The 18,670-nt window shown below is 39.8% G+C and carries 15 protein-coding genes; 5 read left to right on the top strand and 10 right to left on the bottom strand.

The window, feature by feature from the left end; translation table 11 throughout:
* Positions 1-63: 63 nt before the first annotated feature.
* The gene (locus QZ562_RS00680) at positions 64-2,037 is read right to left on the bottom strand and encodes a tetratricopeptide repeat-containing sulfotransferase family protein (RefSeq protein ID WP_293755527.1); all 1,974 of its coding nucleotides are present in this window, start codon (positions 2,035-2,037) and stop codon (positions 64-66) included.
* A gap of 150 nt (positions 2,038-2,187) precedes the next feature.
* Positions 2,188-4,587 carry a TonB-dependent receptor gene (locus QZ562_RS00675; RefSeq protein ID WP_293755525.1) on the bottom strand — a complete coding sequence of 800 codons (2,400 nt, stop codon included), beginning with the start codon at positions 4,585-4,587 and terminating at the stop codon, positions 2,188-2,190.
* A gap of 1,459 nt (positions 4,588-6,046) precedes the next feature.
* Here QZ562_RS00675 and QZ562_RS00670 point away from each other — a divergent pair.
* Both QZ562_RS00670 and QZ562_RS00665 read left to right on the top strand, forming a co-directional pair.
* Positions 6,047-6,175 carry a hypothetical protein gene (locus tag QZ562_RS00670; protein WP_293755523.1) on the top strand — a complete coding sequence of 43 codons (129 nt, stop codon included), beginning with the start codon at positions 6,047-6,049 and terminating at the stop codon, positions 6,173-6,175.
* A 257-nt stretch (positions 6,176-6,432) separates the two neighbouring features.
* Positions 6,433-6,603, top strand: coding sequence for a hypothetical protein (locus QZ562_RS00665; protein WP_293755521.1), 171 nt, complete (start codon positions 6,433-6,435; stop codon positions 6,601-6,603).
* Between the two features lie 323 nt (positions 6,604-6,926).
* Here QZ562_RS00665 and QZ562_RS00660 read toward each other — a convergent pair whose 3' ends face one another.
* Both QZ562_RS00660 and QZ562_RS00655 read right to left on the bottom strand, forming a co-directional pair.
* Positions 6,927-7,784 carry a PA4780 family RIO1-like protein kinase gene (locus QZ562_RS00660; protein ID WP_293755518.1) on the bottom strand — a complete coding sequence of 286 codons (858 nt, stop codon included), beginning with the start codon at positions 7,782-7,784 and terminating at the stop codon, positions 6,927-6,929.
* A gap of 690 nt (positions 7,785-8,474) precedes the next feature.
* The gene (locus tag QZ562_RS00655; protein WP_293755515.1) at positions 8,475-10,031 is read right to left on the bottom strand and encodes a VCBS repeat-containing protein; all 1,557 of its coding nucleotides are present in this window, start codon (positions 10,029-10,031) and stop codon (positions 8,475-8,477) included.
* 190 nt (positions 10,032-10,221) lie between these two features.
* Here QZ562_RS00655 and QZ562_RS00650 point away from each other — a divergent pair, with 190 nt between their 5' ends.
* Both QZ562_RS00650 and QZ562_RS00645 read left to right on the top strand, forming a co-directional pair.
* Positions 10,222-11,064: a hypothetical protein gene (locus QZ562_RS00650; protein ID WP_293755512.1), complete on the top strand. Its 843-nt coding sequence runs from the start codon at positions 10,222-10,224 to the stop codon at positions 11,062-11,064.
* A gap of 112 nt (positions 11,065-11,176) precedes the next feature.
* Positions 11,177-12,073 carry a DapH/DapD/GlmU-related protein gene (locus QZ562_RS00645; protein ID WP_293755509.1) on the top strand — a complete coding sequence of 299 codons (897 nt, stop codon included), beginning with the start codon at positions 11,177-11,179 and terminating at the stop codon, positions 12,071-12,073.
* Positions 12,074-12,154: 81 nt separating this feature from the next.
* Here the strand turns inward: QZ562_RS00645 and QZ562_RS00640 are convergent, their stop codons facing one another.
* The gene (locus QZ562_RS00640; protein WP_293755507.1) at positions 12,155-12,367 is read right to left on the bottom strand and encodes a hypothetical protein; all 213 of its coding nucleotides are present in this window, start codon (positions 12,365-12,367) and stop codon (positions 12,155-12,157) included.
* A 140-nt stretch (positions 12,368-12,507) separates the two neighbouring features.
* On the opposite strand from QZ562_RS00640, the gene QZ562_RS00635 reads away from it, so the two are divergent.
* The gene (locus tag QZ562_RS00635) at positions 12,508-13,341 is read left to right on the top strand and encodes a DUF2989 domain-containing protein (RefSeq protein WP_363315308.1); all 834 of its coding nucleotides are present in this window, start codon (positions 12,508-12,510) and stop codon (positions 13,339-13,341) included.
* A gap of 153 nt (positions 13,342-13,494) precedes the next feature.
* Here QZ562_RS00635 and QZ562_RS00630 read toward each other — a convergent pair whose 3' ends face one another.
* The 5 genes from QZ562_RS00630 to QZ562_RS00610 form a co-directional block, all read right to left on the bottom strand.
* Positions 13,495-14,256 carry an ABC transporter permease gene (locus QZ562_RS00630; protein WP_293755505.1) on the bottom strand — a complete coding sequence of 254 codons (762 nt, stop codon included), beginning with the start codon at positions 14,254-14,256 and terminating at the stop codon, positions 13,495-13,497.
* The gene (locus QZ562_RS00625; protein ID WP_293755502.1) at positions 14,253-15,176 is read right to left on the bottom strand and encodes an ABC transporter ATP-binding protein; all 924 of its coding nucleotides are present in this window, start codon (positions 15,174-15,176) and stop codon (positions 14,253-14,255) included. The genes QZ562_RS00630 and QZ562_RS00625 overlap by 4 nt, the downstream gene beginning before the upstream one ends.
* 103 nt (positions 15,177-15,279) lie before the next feature.
* Positions 15,280-16,335, bottom strand: a complete 1,056-nt coding sequence (locus tag QZ562_RS00620; protein ID WP_293755500.1) for an alpha/beta hydrolase-fold protein — start codon at positions 16,333-16,335, stop codon at positions 15,280-15,282.
* 111 nt (positions 16,336-16,446) lie between these two features.
* Entirely contained in the window at positions 16,447-17,475 is a 1,029-nt protein-coding gene (locus tag QZ562_RS00615) for an alkaline phosphatase D family protein (protein WP_293755497.1), read from the bottom strand.
* Between the two features lie 6 nt (positions 17,476-17,481).
* Positions 17,482-18,603, bottom strand: coding sequence for an alkaline phosphatase family protein (locus QZ562_RS00610; RefSeq protein WP_293755494.1), 1,122 nt, complete (start codon positions 18,601-18,603; stop codon positions 17,482-17,484).
* Between the last annotated feature and the right edge of the window lie 67 nt (positions 18,604-18,670).

Here is an 18,670-nt window from a genome sequence, read left to right as displayed (position 1 = left end):
TGTAAATAACGAGACATAAATTAGGGATTAAATGCCTCACGTTAATGCCTTTAAAAGGGGTTATTAAGGTCGACTTAGTGCTTTTTTTAACGGCTCTAAGTGTGTTTCATAATGACGCCATTGTTCAAGACCACTTTGATAAATGGGTTGACGAACTTGTTCAGAACTTGGTGTACGAACCGCGCGTTTATTAATATGGAAATCAATACAAGCCTGCTCAAAAGGAAGGCCACAATAGTCCAGAATGCGCCGCACCTGCGTCTCCAAATCAGCCACCACATCCTCATACTGTACTCGTAAAATTTTGCCCGGCAATACTTTATCCCAATGATCCATGATTTCAACATAACGGCGATAATAGTGTCCAATATCAGCAAGGTCATAAGAAAATTGCTGACCCTCACCGAATAGCTGTTTAAAACCGCTAAAGCAACAGGACATGGGTTCGCGTCTCGCATCGATGATTTTGGCGTTAGGCAAAATCAGATGGATAAGGGCAATATGTCGGAAATTGTTCGGCATCTTGTCGATGAAAAACATGGCTCCCTGGCGGTGATGTTGAGTCTCTTCAATATAAAGCTCTCCCATTTTAGTCAGGTCATCAGCCGATATCTTGTTTAGGATACCAGGGTAACGAGGAGTATCCTGCACGACTTGTCGTCCATTCAATTGGTGCGCTAGACCGATGATATTCGCCAATTCCATGGTCCCGTCGACCTGTGAGTGTGAAGAAAGGATTTGTTCTAAAAGTGTTGAGCCCGCTCTCGGTAGCCCGACTATAAATATAGGATCTTGGGCAGGACAACCCGCTTTTTCGTTACGTTTAAAAAACGCCGCATCAAAATCATTTTTCTGAATATCAAACGACATATCCATAAGTTTACTATCGTAGCGATCCTGCTCGTTTTTTAACGTGTTGCCACGATGGTAAAAAGAGAAGGCCTCGTCAAAACGTTCGCTATCCTCTAGGTCTTTTCCAAGGGCAAAGCAAAAGTGAATTTTATCGTTTATCGCTATCGTAGTACTTGCTTCTTGATCCCGCATTTGCTGATGTTCTTCGGATGAAAATCGATATGTTTTGAGATTGGCCAGACTCCAGAACGCATCCCCAAAATCGGGTTTGATGTGATAACTGTTCCGATACGCTTGAATAGCGTCATCAACACGGCCCATTGTTTTTAGAGCATGGCCGAGTGTAAGATATATTGAATAATTGGCTGGGTTGCTTTGCAACACACTTTCAAAGGTCAAGATAGCCGCTGCGAAATCCCCTGTTGCTTGTTGGGCATTACCAAGGCCAATTTTTAGATTTGAATTGTTGGGGTCAGAATCAAGCAGGATTTGTGCTTGTAGCAGTGCCTTGTTATATTTTTGCCGCTTATGTAAAACATGTACATAATCCAGACGGGCCCTTTTATAATTGGGTTCAAATTCAAGGCAACTGGCTAATAAAAACTCTGCGTCGTCAAGAATTTGAAACTTATTACCTAATTCAGCCAGCAAACGCATAGCTTCTGGGTGATGAGGATGGTCTTTGAGAAAGTGCCGGCATAGCCGTTCTGCGCGGTGAAATTGTTTTTGATGGATTAGGCTCGAAACCGAAACCAACGCTGGAGGCAGACTAGAGAGCCAATCAACATGCTTCTTAGCTTCATGACGCAGGGTATAATCAGGCTCGTCGGCGAGTACACGCCAACTTCCAAATAATGCAGGGTTCAAAGCGACGGCTTTTTCAAATGCCGTTATGGCTTTGGAAGTTTCTCCTAAAGCTTTGTGTGTAAAACCTTGCTCTTGATAAGCCCTGCCGTGACCGGGCACTTTCACCAAGACTTGATTAAGATTATCCAAGGCTTGGGTATAGTTACGTTGTTTACGTTGGCAGACTGCAAGGCAATAAATACCTTCAATATGTCCCGGATTTTGGGCAAGAATATCATTAAGTTTTTCAGATGCTTCGCTTAAGTCGCCTTTATTAATCAATAATTGACACTGTTTAATAACATGTTCAGGTTGGGTGTTTTTCACTTGATTTGGCAAAGTAATATCTCGGTAAAAATCAACATATACTTCATATTGTATATAGAGATACAAAAATAAAAAGGGCCAGCGTTATTAAACGCTGGCCCTTTCAAGCTTCAAAATGATTAAATGCCATTTTAAATGCCATTTTAAATGCAATTTTAAATGCTAGTACGCAAAGCTCACTCTAACACCCGCAGTACGAGGTCGAGTTGGAGAAACTCTGAAAACATTATCAGCTGAACCCGCTGCGACTTGCCCAAGAGAATCTGTTGCATTGTCAATAAAGAACGTGGCTCTCCAGTCATCTTTTGAAATACTAGCTGACAGGTTGAGCTGATTATAAGACGGCAACTCAACACGACCATTAGCAGCTAAGCTATTAAACCGAGAATCAACCCACTTATAAACGCCTTGATAGACAGCAGAAAATTCGCCAATGTCTTGGTAGAAACGCGCTCCAATCACTGCTTCGTACTCTGGTGCGTAAGGCAAACTTGACCCTACAGGTGCAATATTTACAAGCGTCTCTGGGATCTCAGTCAACTCTGAGTCGATATAACTAAATGAACCAAACACATCTAAGAAGTCGTTTGCCGCCCAGTCAAGTTCAAATTCAAGACCATTAATTTCAGCCGTTCCAACATTATCAAAAAATGAGGTGTTGGCTATAGAGAAATCTAGGATCCCTTGCTGAAGGTCACTGAAGTCAACGTTGTAGATGGCACCATTAAAACGCAAAGAATTATCGAGCCATGAAGTTTTCCAGCCAAATTCAAGACTCACTACATCATCGGTATCAAAAGTAGCAGGAATACCACCAATGCCAGCTGCGCGATTGAATCCACCGCCTCGGAAACCTTCAGAATAGGTTCCATAAAACATCGCATCAGCATTCATTTTCCAACGAACATTTCCTTTAAAAATGGTTCCTGACAATGTTGCAGGGCTCAGACCTTCCAATCTTGCATCCACATTTGATCCACCATTAGCTTCGGGGCCGGCAGCCCGTTGTCCAAATGACGACTGTCCCATCAAACCTATATCAATCTCGTACCGACGTGCACCAACGGTAACGGTAACATCGTCAGTCACATCGTAAGCTAGTTCACCAAATATCGATATTTCTTCACGATCTGATTGAAAATCATTAACGAATGTAACGCCAGCGGGACGAGCACTGCCATCGGTATTAGTAAAGGCGCCCGGTATGGGAAAGTTTGGTGAGAAACCTGCTTCAATAGACCCAGCATAAGTGAAGTCTGTTAAAAAGTTGAGTTGCTGGTCATCATAGAAAACACCACCAATTGCACGAAAACGATCATCTTCGTTGGTTGCAAAACGAATTTCGTGGACCGCACGTTCCGTTTCGAATTTTTCAGTTGTGGTCATTACAGGACTAAAACATTCATCATAGGCTGGGTAGGTACAGATATAATATGGAACAAAGGGACCGACGTCGACATAACCGGTATAGTCACTTTGACCTTGAAACGTTCGGTCTGTGAATGAGCCGTTGTAGATCACTTCAAGCCCGCCAAGCATGCCATTGACTGTCCACTGCGTGAGGTTCACCTCATCGTCACCTTTAGTGGGTGAGAAGGTTGCGACATTTAAATCATCATCGTCACTGATTGTCGGGTCATATTCAAAAGAACCTTCAGTATCAAGCTGTTGACTTGTATGCTGAACTAATACATCCCAGTCGTCATTAATTTGCCATAATGCACTGACTCTCATGCCTCTGTGCGTGGCTTCATTGTAATCATCTTCTACAAACGTAGAATTAGTGACTTCCTGTCGGATCTCAGGTACACGTCCTCCCAATCCTGGATTTGTCAGTGGTAAGCTGTTCGTAGCAAGAACATTATCAATGAACCCTGCATCTGTAGAGCTGTAACCAGCAAGACGAAGTGCAAAAGTATCCTCTACAACAGGGATATTAACGAAACCTTCAGATTTATTGCTCATGCCGCCATTTTTAGTGGAAGACATACCTATCTCGCCACCTGCACTGAATCGGTCTAATTCGGGCTTATTTGTGATAAGACGAACTGTACCTGCCTGCGAACTAGCACCAAATAAGGTACCCTGAGGTCCTTTTAGAACTTCAACCCGTTGTAAGTCAGCTGCATATAAATCAATATTACGGCCAGGTGTGGTAATCGGTGCTTCGTCAAGATAAAAGGCTACACTTGGCTCACCGCCTATTCCAGAAATCCTGACAGCGGCACGACCTGCTGATACCCCACGGATGTAAGTTTCTTGCTTACCGGGACCTTGACCATCAGAGGTAACACCTGGTAAAAACGCAATATAATCTTCAAAACTGTCGATTCCTAGTTGTTGAAGTTTGTCACCACTTATCGCTTGTACAGCAATCGGCACAACTTGTTGGTTCTCTGATCGACGTGTAGATGTAATGACTATCTTTTCGAGCTGGCGTTCGCTCTTTGTTTCTTTTTCTTCAAGCTGACTCTTTTCCTGAGCTTGAACGGCGCCATTGCTCAATGCGAGAGCGATTGCCATGGTGAGTGCTGTTTTAACGGGTCGGTTTGTTTGATACATGTGTATCCTCGTTTTATTGTGTTCCTTCGACTTAGTCAATCGAACTGAGCCTAAAAAAGTTTATATGCTGGTTTTAAGCAAGGTGCTTATCAACAGTGACACACTTTCACCTCTCAGCGATAATCCGTCAAAAATGATATGACGTTCTCGCCTAGAAATTGTCTGCTTTAAGACCTCATTCCTTGATATTCCAAGAAATTATAGTGAAGTAGCATAGCACAGTATTTAAAAATTACTGAGAATGGGTAATAAACAGCAGTTATCGGTTAACAAGATATGCAAATGCGAAATGGTTTTTTGAGTCATTACTTGCCATTATCATCACTAAATTTTTCATTTAAAAACAATTATTTATAGAAAATTAACATCACTTTCATAAAAAAGTGGGGAGCACCCTGTAAATAATTAATGAAAAATATACTCTGCAGACTCTCTTTGACTATCTTCTTCAATTTGTTATACCTGCCAAACTTGTAACCTCTTAATCAACGAATAATAATGAGTCGCCAAACAAAATCATCAGAATCAATGAAGAACTTCTCCAAGGTTGTCCATGAGACAATTTAAGCCAACTATTGTACTTTTTATAAAATATTCGCACACACCTATTTTCCCTCGTAAATATCACTCAAATACGTTTCCCATTGCATGGTTGTGAGATGGTTGTAAGGTAGTGATGAAATTTATAATAAAATTAAAAGTTCGATGCCAACAAAGCCGCTATCCGTTTACGAATTGAATTGACAGAGTCCTATTTCACCGACCAGTGTGATCTGAACTCATCCCAAGGACTTTTGGTGATACGTTGAGAGTGTCAACAGTAAATTTATCATGCCGAGCCAATCTGATTTTAAAGTGTTAGATTAATCAAGAGAGATCGGTCGATTATGGATGTATGCAAAATTACTAACAATATTATCGAATGATTTACTCAAGCTGACTTACGGTCTTGTTCTGAGTCTATCTATTATGTTGCTTAATTATGTTGCTTATTTTTGTGGCAACTTTTATAAAAGCTCGCAAACGTAGTGTGTGATTTGAACTTAAGTACTACACACCGCATTTTGATAACTGACCATAATGTTACCTAGACTAGTGAGGTAGACTGCGAACTTCGTACTACCAAATCGAGTACCCCCAAAAATTTGATATACATCTAGCACAACCGGTTTTCCAAAAGCCTCCTGACTCATCATAGTGAGCTAGAACAAGGCACACATTTATTCATAATATATTTTTATTTTATACAATAGAAGACGCTATTTCTGTGCTGCGCACCTAAAAATCCGGCAACCATGTTGCTTGCATTGATGTCTAAACTAACGATCCTGACGAATACAACTGAACGTGAATACACCCTTTTCATACTAAGTTCATACTAAGTTTATCCACTATGTGAGTATCCCTGAACGACGAAGTGCGTCCCTCGAACTGCGATTTATTTTCAATAAAGCGGGTCATGATTGGCGTTTTAATAGCTGTACTTAAACGTTGTCATGAAACTGTAACTAATGTACCTATTCAAATCATTCACGGTCAAACGAAGATATCACCTATGTTGACGCAAACATGGTTTGAAGACACGTAATAGACATTATTGAGATAGTAACTCAACCTGCAGCACATGCTTAAGTTTCAATCTGCACACCCCAAACTAATTCAATAGTACCGGGAGATTAACAAGGTGAAGCTTATGTTTGGGCCACCAGCGTAATATTTGGCTACAATGACAATCCGCAAGTAAGTTGGGCAACAATTTTCAACGAGGATTTTCTGCATTCGGGTGATCTGAAATGTTTAGATGCGCGAGGCCACATTAATGTTATTGGCCTCGTCAAAGAAATAATGATTCACGATGACGATAGTCTGTTTCCAGAAGAAATTGATACAGCCATATTGGAACATGACGTGATTAGTAAAATGGCTGTTTCAGGAAGCACAGATAATAAATACGAAAACAAACCACCTGTTTCGTTTGCAATAGCTCTGACAAAACACTACGAGCAGCCGACCTGAAATTCTTTATTAGACACCGCTTAGCATTTAAAAAAACACCGACCTATTGTCTCAACGTTTATTAATGGTCCCTAAAGGCTAAGGACAGACTAAGAAAAAACCATTTCTGCGCTCATTGAGGAACGTTGGACTAATTTTTTAATTTCGCAACTATATCAATCCCTTTTGCAAGGGTTTAATTAAAATACTCTTATGAGCCCCTAGTAACCATTTGCTGATGTTGAGGTTACTTTCGTAGGACCCGTTCTATCATAAAATCATAACCTAACTTTTAGCTTAAAAGACAGCAATTGAGTTAATTGTTCATTAATTTATGAGAAAAACTAAAGAGGTTCGTTGGCTTCTTTGACTCTTTCTTGACGTTCTTGTTCTTCAGCAAAAGCGGCTTTGATTTCCTCTAATACCGAACCTACGTCAGCGTCATCGTCAGGTAACAAGTAATGCCCTGTTAATGCAGTTTCAGCTGTTAATTCGCCTGCTTCAAACAAAGCCCACATTTCTTCAGCATAATACGTCTTTGTCAGTTCAGGGGCGAACTGGCCATAATATTCACTCATATTACGTACGTCACGCTGCAACATACTAAAGGCATTGTTGTTAGCTGCCGCATCCACCACTTGAGGTAAATCAATGATCACCGGACCGTAATCGTCCACCAGCACATTAAACTCAGATAAGTCACCGTGTATCAAACCCACACATAACATGCGCATTACATAAACCATCACCAAAGCGTGATCTTCAATTGCTTGCTCTGCGGACATAGATACATCGTTAAGTCTGGGTGCTACCTCGCCATTGTCATCTGTGACTAACTCCATAAGTAACACGCCTTCATAACAACCGTAAGGTTCAGGAACTCTTACCCCGGCCTTAGCCAATTTAAATAAAGCGTCTACTTCTGTATTTTGCCACGCATCTTCTTGCTGTTTACGACCAAACTTAGAGCCTTTTTCCATAGCACGGGCACGGCGCGTATTCCTTACTTTACGGCCTTCCTGATATTGCGCAGCCTTTTTAAAACTGCGTTTCATTGCCTCTTTATACACTTTAGCACAACGTACTTCAGTACCGCACTGCACCGCATACACAGTAGCTTCTTTGCCACTCATTAGTTGATAAAGCACTTCATCTATCAGACCATCGTCTGCAAGTGGTTGTAATCTTTTTGGTATCTTCATTAAACCCTAAATCCAACAACACTAAGTGTTGGTTCCATAATAATACTACACATACCGTTATGGTCTGTGTTACTCAACAGCCTATGCCTATGATATCAACTTTATTCCTCATAATGATATCTAAGAAACTAACAAATTTTGTGTTAACACTGAAATGACTTCGAAAAAAACATATTCTCAGGCAAAACAAGTATAAATGGCGACACGTATCGATAAAGTCAGAGGTTATTAAAATAAAGGTTAGTGTAAAGTTAAACACGGAATAAAAACCATTGATGCTCAACACACAACATTGATAACTTTCTATCACCATATTTTTAGTTTCACGAAACTAATTTTTGCTTGTGATAACGTTAACCAATAACCAATAACCAACAGGTGCCTCAAATATTTTGAATCGAGCCGACAGGCAATATGCAAACTGTGATCAAATAGCTTTACAACATCATGTCTTCGCACCTAATGACAATATCATCATCGATTCCGATAAAACAAACAAATCAGGATGCAACAAAAAACAGTGTGTTTTTGAGCCTAATTTACCTGAATTATCAATCTCGTAAAATATCAAAAAAAGAATTGTCATAAGTGGACGACAATTGATGATTCAATAACTGCGCTAAGTGCAGTCCTTTGTACAAAAATATTAAAGGTTTTAAAATGCAGACACTATTGGCAACAGTAATAATGTCAGTTAGCTATTAAAATAAGCACTCTCTTTAAAAGTTCGTCGCTATCTGCAGGGCCATGATGTAACACTAAATCTGACTTCCCGTCTGCATTAAGGTCTTCGGAGGCCGCATTAAATGGGTTTTTAGGTATAGAAATTTTTTGACGCAATGAACGATTAGCGTAGGGTTTCTTCTGATTTGGAGTGGCTAGCAATGCTCGGATCATGTCCTCGCCATCCGAATACACAATATCTTTGACTGCATCGCCATTAATATCAATCATTTTAACCAAAGGCTGACCTCTTGAGCCTGAAGACAGACTAAAGGTAATTTCCACTTCTTGGCTAACCAAGGGTTTTTCGCCAAAAAGATTATTTTCATCCATAGAAAAAATCAACACATCTTGGTCGATACTTCCGGATAACAAAGCGCCCACTATTTGAGAGATACCAATATCAAAAGACAATACCGACACTTCCTTTTTACCATCCATGTCCCTGTCTAAAAATGTTAAGTTAGACAGAGTGTCTTCAGACGTGATGTTGGTACTTGCTTGATCTGAATAGCTCAATTTTCCTTCGGTTAATGCTCCATAAAAAAACTCAAAATCGATAGTCTTATCTAATACACCAGAGCTTTTTGTAAACTGCAAAGCGAAATCCGGGATGCCATCACCATTAAAATCATCAATTGCTCTTACAACTCGATGTTGAATATCACTTTGGTCCATCTCCTGTCCATCTGGACCTTTCATGTCCCACCAATCGACGGCATAAATAGATTTATTAATTTTTATTTTTATAGGAATGGGAGAAAACTGCATGTTTTCGTTTTGTGTGAAAATATTCAGTTGACCTTGCTCTACTGTTACCAAATCTACTTTATTATCTAGGTTCATATCCTGAAAGTAGAGCGCCTGATCGTCGTAACTGACACTACTTTCGTTCATTTCAATGCGTGCCGCAATTGGTAAGCTTTGTGGGTGCCTAGCACCACAACAACCGGACATCCATAAATTAAGTTGTTCAAAGTTCGGCAGTATAATGTCATCAAGACCATCGTTATTTACATCTTGAATAAAATCCATCTTCCTGAACGAATCTGCCTTATCGCCAACATACATTGATGAAACTGACTCTGCCTTCACCCAAGCTGCTTGATGTGATAAGTGGGCCGGTACATAACGATGCACCTCTGCTTTGTCTAAAAGGTACAAACGCTGCAAGCCGTCTTGTTGAGGTTCGCCCACATCATAGGCAAAAACATTGTCTGCAATATTGATCTTGTCCTGCTCAATGAAGGTATTGTTTCGTGTATCAAAGAAATAAATAGCAAGAATACGCTGTTGTTTGTCATCAACACCAACCACCAATAATTCTGTTCCGGCTTGTGGTAAGACGTCAGCAACTAATATCGGTTGATTAACATTAAAACTAAGTTCAATCTGGTGTGGTGTAAAAATATCTGTGTATTTGGCATATGCTGGTAATGTCAGAAGTACCAGACTTGCCAGTCCTAGTCTCGTAATGGCATGAATTTTTGGCAAATTCATGCCATAAAAAAAGTTAGCTATCAAGTAACTCAACTCCAAATAAATTTATAATACACACTATACATTAGCAAAATAAATCATGCTAAAAACATAAAAAATGTAAGGACTTACGTCCTGCTGTTTCATCAGTCTTAATAGCGTAGACTAAATGGCTACGTGATTCATAGCGGTATATAAAAAACCGCGATATTTGATCAATCAGGAGTTAATAAAAGTGGTTAAACGTTTTGTGTTAATAAGTAGTTTGCTGACAGTCTTGGCATCACCCTTGGGTTGGTCACAGACGCAGTCTCATCCTTTCGAAGCATTGCGCGGTCTCGAACGCTTTAACAAGTCAAACTCTCTATCTTTAAATGGCACTAATCAAAAAATCGATACGGTGTTATCAATTAAAGGTGTGAAAATCGGCGATAACGTTTTGCAACAAGCAATAGACCTTGATGCTAAAGGTGGTCGGTTGGGAAATATTCGGGGAGGAACTGTAAGTGACAAAATTAAATTTAGTTTTTACCAACCTTATGAAAATACCCGCTTGGAGCAAAAAGTAGAGCTGTACTTCGATAAACACAACGGTTTTATTCAACAAGCTACAGGTACTTATTACTTGCAAGACGCCTATATGAGTATAACCCCAATACGCGAACAAACATTTATTGCAGCCGTCGAAAAATTTGGCCCCCCCTTAACTATGCAACAAGCTTATGATTTAAGCGATGAAAACAACGATGACATACCATTAGACAAGTTTATTAATGATCTACAAGGCAAAAGCCAGTTGCATCCTTTAGGACTCGAGTATCTTCAAAAGCGTAATATTTCTAGAAGTTCAAAGTGGGTCAAAGGTACAGAAGATTATGCTTTAATGCATAGCGGATTTGACCGCTGTTATTTGTGGCAAACTAATTCATTTAGTCAAATAATGACTTTTTGTTACTTTGATGAAGCTGGGGCCAACCCAGATAGTAGAGGAGTAGAATTTGATTTACACAACTTTCCGGTTAACCAAAAGATAATAGAATTAGGTAATCCACACAAAAAACTAGATATATCTTTGTAACAAAATCATTAAGCCTTGATTTGGCATAACCTATAAACAAATACTGGCTGCGGTAAAGCTCAATTCACGTAATAATAGGTTCATATTAACAACCCCTATTTAGGACACAACAATGACAATCACACGTAATGGACACCGATATATCGATGTCGAAAGTGGCAAAACTCTTGATGTATGGTTTCCTCGCAGCAATAAAAAAATTGAGCGTCACTGCTTAGCCAGTAAAGTCGGTTTAATTAAGGGCGAATTTGTCGAAATTAGCTTAGATATAGATGTAACACCACAATCTGCTGAAGATGCTTATTTACGTCTTCATTTGTTATCAGAATGTGCTGTTAAACCTAACGGCATTAATCTTGAGGGTGTGTTTGGTTTATTAACGAATGTAGCTTGGACATCTGCAGGACCTGTTTTACCCAACAAAGTCGAAGAATTAAGAGAGTTGATTGCCACTGAAGCTCACCACTTAGCCGTGACTTCTATTGATAAGTTTCCAAGAATGGTTGATTACGTTATTCCAGAAGGGGTGCGTATTGGCGACGCTGATCGAGTTCGCATGGGTGCACACCTTGCATCTGGTACAACGGTAATGCACGAAGGTTTTGTTAACTTTAATGCCGGTACGTTAGGTAGCTCAATGATTGAAGGTCGCATATCACAAGGTGTCGTAGTGGGTGATGGCTCTGACATAGGTGGTGGAGCCTCTACTATGGGCACTTTATCTGGTGGCGGTAAAACCATTAATGCTATCGGCAAAAATAGTATGGTAGGTGCTAACGCTGGCGTGGGTATTTCTTTAGGTGACGATTGTATTGTTGAAGCTGGACTGTATGTTACAGCTGGTACTAAAGTCACCACGCCAGATGGCGAAGTCGTCGCTGCTCGTCAATTATCAGGCATGAACGGGTTATTATTTCGACGCAATAGCCAATCAGGAAAGGTTGAAGCAGTTGTCGCTGATTCAACGAAATGGGGCGGTTTGAACTCTAGCTTGCATAACAACGACTAATTTTATTAAGCAACCCAAAACCTGGGTTGCTTAATTACCTTTTAAACCAACAAAAAAACTCGTTGATAAACTTCATCCTGATTAACGTTTACTCAATCCTATAGAGTGCCTATTACCGCTAAATAAACAAGTAGGCAACCCATCATTCCAGTTTACACTGGTCAGCTCATTAACAATTCTTCGAAGTCGTTGCTGCACGATAAAATTAGCCGTCATTACTACTATCTCAAGCAAAACAGATATCACGATATCAGTCAGGTGATGATGACACCAAGCGAAAATAACTAATGCCACCACTGATCATACTTTAAATAAGTAATGTAATTAATTAAGACTGAAAATGTAAACAATGTGTCAGCGTGTTTCCCATTGTTTAGATCGTGGATAGCGTTTATTATTTAGATATTCAAGGATCAATAATTTGTTAAAACATAATGCGTAATCTAGTCCTAATTATTTTTATATCTATGTTTTTAAATTCTTGTTCAAAGAAGGGTAGCGAAGACTTTATTGGCACGACCGTTATGATATGTAGTGATAAAAAGAATAAAGAAATATGTGACTTAACACATGATGGCGCTATGTGCAGCATACAAAGGTCTAGCTCTATTACCTCACTTGTTATCCAAAAAAGAAACAAAAGCGTGGAAAATGGTTATGCTGCCCTTAAAGCCCTTGATGATTACAAGGTATGCCTTGAAAATGCTGTTTTAGCGAAAAGTGTAAAGCGTAAATCTGATGAGGTATCTCGTTTTTACTCTATAGCCAATATAGGTGACTACCAAAATAAAATAGTCAAAGAAACAAAAGGGGTAAGACCTGAGATCAATTTATGGTTGTATAGGAAGACTAGTAATAATGATTATTGGGAATCCATGGTTAATGGTGTGACGATGACAGAAAACGTACATAAAGATGTTTACTTTGCTATGTTGGCTGAAGCCTCGACTCGCAGTATGGGTGAGGCCAAAGAAATTGCTGATTTACAACTTAATCGTACTATATTTTTAAATGAGCTCAGTCCAGAAATCTTTGAGTTTTATATACGATATTACTTAAAAAACGAAAATAATTTCAAAGCGGCTGTTTGGTATGGCTTATATGCAGAATATATAGATAATGATCCTGGCATAAATACTCAATATTTTAAACTGCACAAAAGAATGAAAGATTCAAACTTAGATGATGCACAAAAACTCGTCGACAGTATTATATTTGACACAGATTGGATAGGCGTAAAGGTTAAGGATTTTGAAGAACAGCTTTGAACCGTTAATCAATGATTAAAATCGCAGTCATTGCTTTCAGACACCGTTTAATAATAAAGGCATTTATAATAGCGCCTTCAGGGTCACTAAGTTCATTTTTATTTTGGCGCACTGCATATCTTGTTCTGCCTTTTAAGCCTTAGTAAATAAATATTAGTACTGACCAATCAAATTTCGTTTTTTAGCTTGTTTTTCAAATGCCTTAAACATATAAATCCCACCCGTTAGGTAAACCAATGAATTGGCGATCACAATCAGCACGTAATCCAATCTTAAAGCATTTTGATCTAACACTACATCTCGAGCCAGCGATGCCCCAGAAACAAAGGGTAAGAACGTAAAAGCATTCAAGGGTAAACCGTCTAAGGCGACAAGACCCATTAACGCCAAAGTCAGCATTGCACCTACCGTTTCAACCCGTTTAAATAGCAAAGCCAAACCACTGATCATCAATCCAAATCCCACCAACGAAGGCGCCGCCAACAACAAAATTCCATAAAAATAGCCAAAATTGATAGTTAACCAGTTTCCCGTAATCGCCATTACGACATAGGCAATCACTGTTAAGAACACAAGACCAACGATACTGTCTGATAACGAGCGATATAACATCAAACTGATAAATCCATTGGGGCACAAAAACAATTGTTCGAGGTAACCTTTTTGAGTATCTTCAACCACACTTTTTGTGATTGAGCCGTAAGCACCTGCTGCAAATGTCCAAAGTAAATAACCAAACAATAATCCATCTAAAGATTGGCCGTCGCCTTGTTCCAGCACAAAACTTTTGATGCCATAAAAAAGCCCTAAGAAGACACCAGTGATAAAAATTAATCCACTTAGTGTTTCAAACCAGTATTGGCGCATTTCGTAGCACTGTAACCGCATTTCATTAACGAATAGGTGGGTGTTCATTTCACGTCCTTTTGTTGCACTAAGGTCTGATAGGCTTTTTCCATTGATAAACTATCAATTTGTAGCTGTAGCGGCTGAATATTATGTTCGTGCAAGTAGTGCAGCATCACCAAACTTTGCTCAGGGGATCCATAATTCACTTTGATGGTTTGCTGATCTAGTTGCAGATCAAAGCGACCAGCCCAGAGGTTATTCAATATAGACAGCTCTATTGGCTGTTTGAGCTCGATAGTAAGTTCATACTTAAACAAGCGTGCTTTAAGAGTATCTAGTGAGCCTTCAAACAATAACTTTCCGTGATCTAACACTACCACTCGGTCACAAATTTTGTCGATAAAGCCTAGGTCGTGACTGGTCACTAAAAACCCCTGCTCTGCAACCTCCACTCGATCTTTGATGATACGCTGCAGATCGTTAACCGTATTAAAATCCAAGCCAAGAGTGGGTTCGTCTAACAACACAAAGTCAGGTGAGTAACTTAACGCGCACAGTAACGCCGCTTTTTGTTTATTACCTGTGGAAAGCTTCATCACTTCTTTTTTAGCGTGTTCATCAAGCCCAAGCGCGGTGTGAAGTTTTTCGATGTTTTTTCGAATGGATGAACCTGAGAAGCCCCGTAACCGGGCAAAATAATCAGCGTTTTGTTTGGCTGTCAGACGCCAGTTAGTATTTCTACATCCCCCCAATACCGCCCCTATCTGTTTTAGAAAAGATGTCGACGTTCGGGTATCGATATTATCAATGAAAATCTCCCCTTGGTCCCATTCAATCAAACGACAAATCGATTGCACTGTTGTGGTTTTACCAGAGCCATTGGCACCCAATAGTGCAACCACTTCACCGCGATTCAAGCTAAACGATACATTCGAAAGTGCAGGTTCTGCTGCATAGGATTTGCTGAGTTCTTTCACTGCCAGCATACATCTGTCCCTAAAAATAAAGTGATTGTATGAGTAGTCCTTTAAAAATAATTTTTATTACAGATTATTTTTAAAGGACTATCAGCCCAAATTTAATCCAATATCATTCAATTCGTAAAAAGTTTTTAATACCAAAGAAGTTTTTTATGGTCATTTTTTGGGGATCCATTGCTGAGTCAAAATTGGCATTTAAAAACTCACCTTCTTGATAAAACTGCAGTTCAGCACTAGCAAAAAGTGGATGTTTTTTGCCATCAAATTGAATATGAAGTTGCCCTTTTTCCAGCAGTACCTTAGCTAAGGTATTAGATTGGCTGCCTCGGTACTGTCCAACAAACTGTAAAAGCTGTTCGTTGCTAATAGCCACCTTGGGCCTGGAAAAAACATAATGTAATCCCCACGTATTCCCGGCACTTTTTAAACTGGCATGACCTAAACCTGCAAGGCGTTCGAATTTGAAAGACAAACCTTTGAAAGACTGTTCTTCAAAAAAATCTGACAGTGCATCAAAGGCTGGCATAAAGTCATCGAATTCCCCTATTGCGGAATACAGCCTGATTGGATGAGTCAGTTTCTTCTCGGTGTAAACCTTGGCGTAAGAATAAAGATGATTAGCATCCCATCCTGATGCTGATGACGTTGGGATATAACCATGAAACAAATTAGGTTCATTGAACAGCGCATACAAAGTAAATAAGCCACCATATGAACTGCCCATTAATAATCGATTGTCATTGCTTTGATATTCACTGCCTATAAAAGGAATAAGCTCTTGTTTGATAAATTGCAAAAACTTCGCCGCACCACCAGAGTGGGGGACTCCAGTCATATTACTTGGGGTGAAGTCTCTAGCGCGTAATACATTTGGGTCGGGATTTTCACCGCCCCACTGAATACCGACTAAAATGGCTTCTGGTATAAAACCATCATAATAAGATTGCCCATAGGTAGAGACCATCAAAGGGAAATCCCATTGAGCGTCGAGAAAATAGATGACGGGATAAGTTTTATCTGATTGCCCATAACTGGCGGGTGTTTTAATCAGCAGTTGGTATTCTTGTTTGACAATATCAGATTGTAAAAGCCGCACGTGTGAATCAGCAATAGTCATTTCTGCATCATTCTCTGTGGCCTGTGCAGTGATGATATTCAGTAACATTAAGATAAAACCTAGGCAACACGTTCTCATATGTGATTCCAAATAAGGGGAGTGACGTATAAGTCTACCTTTGAAGACCAGGGTTTGTCAGTTCGATTTTATAGTTCGATATTATAGTTCGATTGTGTGTGACATAACGGTATTGCCAGACACATCTTTAATGCTCATGGTTAATTGTTTACCTGATAGTTCAATCACACCATAGTTTGCCTTGGCATAACTCTCCCCTACCCTATGTTGATTGGGGCTGACATTTTTCCATTCTTCAGTAAGGCCAGAGGCTGTCATTTCCCACAATAACTTTTGGTTATTTCGGGTTATTTGGCTGAATTCACTCCAATGAGTATCGCCACTAACAATCACCAAGTTATCTATTTGATATTTATCAAGCAAGGCTAAAAATCGTTGTCTTTCATGGGGTAAGTTTGCCCACGATTCCCATCCAGAAAACTCAGGTAGAAATTGTAAACTAGTCGCTAAAACACGCACATCTGCAGGTTGTTGTAATTGTTGTTCTAACCACTGCCATTGGGTTTCGCCAAGCATAGTGGTCGCTTCATCTTTGCTGGGTATATAAGGTCCTAAATCATTAGGTGCTTTGCTGAGCATATATTTAAGCCTGCCCACTGATTCAAGAGGGCTTCGATTCCAACGAAGGTCGGGCAATATGATCTGCACTGTTATATCGGCTTGAGTTAATACATGACTGGTATAAATACCATCGACTCTAGTGCGTCTTGGGCTATCTTTAGGCACATTAAAATAATCAAGCATAATCTGCCGAGACGCTTCTTTTTGTGGGTATTCTGAACCAGCATCATTTTCACCAAAGTCATGGTCATCCCATATACCAATAGTCAGAGTATTCGCCAACATGGTTTGCATTCCTGACGTTGCCCACTGTTTGGCATATTTGGCTTTTAACTCCTGCATATCTTCAGTATCGCCATAAACATTATCCCCAAGTAATACAAACAAATCGGCTCGCTCTTGGTTCATCGCTTGCCAGATAGGTTGAGGCTTATCCTGGTGTAAACATGAGCCAAATAGAATTTTAATCGGCACATCAGATACCTGCTTAGTCGCCACTGTTGAACTAATTGTGATCAAAAAGAAAATACAGATAGTGATACATTTCATGATGATTTACCTTTGTTTGATTATCGGCAAGGGTTGGCCAATGTCCGTTGCAAATTGCTGATAGTCGAATCCAAGCAACTGCACGGCAGTCGCCGCGACTTGATCCAAGGAGAAGTCTGAGGTCTGCTGGCTTTCAACTGATCCTTTCACATCTGGCCCCATGGCGGCTAGCCAAATCTGATCTGCACCGGGTATGCCATCCTGATATTGTTTTAATCCGTTTAAATAACCTTTCACAGCCTTTGGGCTGGCATGGTGTTGCCATGACTGTGCTGAGTCCCCACGACCGTGATCCACTGTAATAATCAGATTGGTATTGTTTTGGTACTGCTCCATTGATTGCAACAATGTCCACAACTGAGCAATAAATTTATCGGCTCGGTTAGCACCCCGCAAGTATTCAGGGTAATTACCTTGATGAGCAAAGTCATCTGTTTCACCTAGTGACACATACATCACTTTTGGCTGATGTGCCAAGATATATTCTTTAGTAAAACCCAAGGTAAAGGCATCTAAACGCACATTATGCCAAGGACTGGGGATCTGAGTTTGCAACGTATTTAACCATTGAGCTTTATCTGATAAACCTGCCCAATCGGCAGATTCAAAACCCGCATTAATAGGTAAACCACTGCGTGTCCGATTAATAATAGCAGGAAACACATCCCAACTGCCAAAAGCAGCGACTTTCCCTTGGTATTGTGATTGTTTGTTTAGCCATTCCAATATAGTGACATTGGGATTGTCGATGGCTTTATTTGAATCAATGTTCGGGTCAGCTTTTCCTGTTAACAACTCATTGTAACCTGGATACGAAAACCAATAACCATTGGTGACTTGCATCTGTGAACCAAGTTTACGATTACCTATTAAGACCCCTTCTTTTGCCAATACATTCCATAAAAAAGGCATCAACTTCTGACGTTTACTCTCAGCATTTGTGCCTGAAAACTGTTTAACTAATCCCGCTTTTTGTTCCTTAAATGTTTCTAAATCAAGCACATCATCCTGATACCCCTGAAATACTTCTTGCCAACGCAGTCCGTCAATACTGACCAGTATTAAATTATCGGCAGCTTTACTCGTTAAGACAAAACAACATAAACCAAAAAAAAAGATTAATTTCATTTCAAATTCACTCTTATTAGGCAAAAAAAAAGGACGAGCATAAGCTCGTCCCAAAAGGGCACACAGG

Source organism: uncultured Paraglaciecola sp. (assembly GCF_913058035.1).
In the GTDB taxonomy this organism is placed as follows: Bacteria; Pseudomonadota; Gammaproteobacteria; order Enterobacterales; family Alteromonadaceae; genus Paraglaciecola.
Note: the sequence above shows the minus strand (reverse complement) of the source record. Positions and strands in the feature narration are given on the sequence as shown.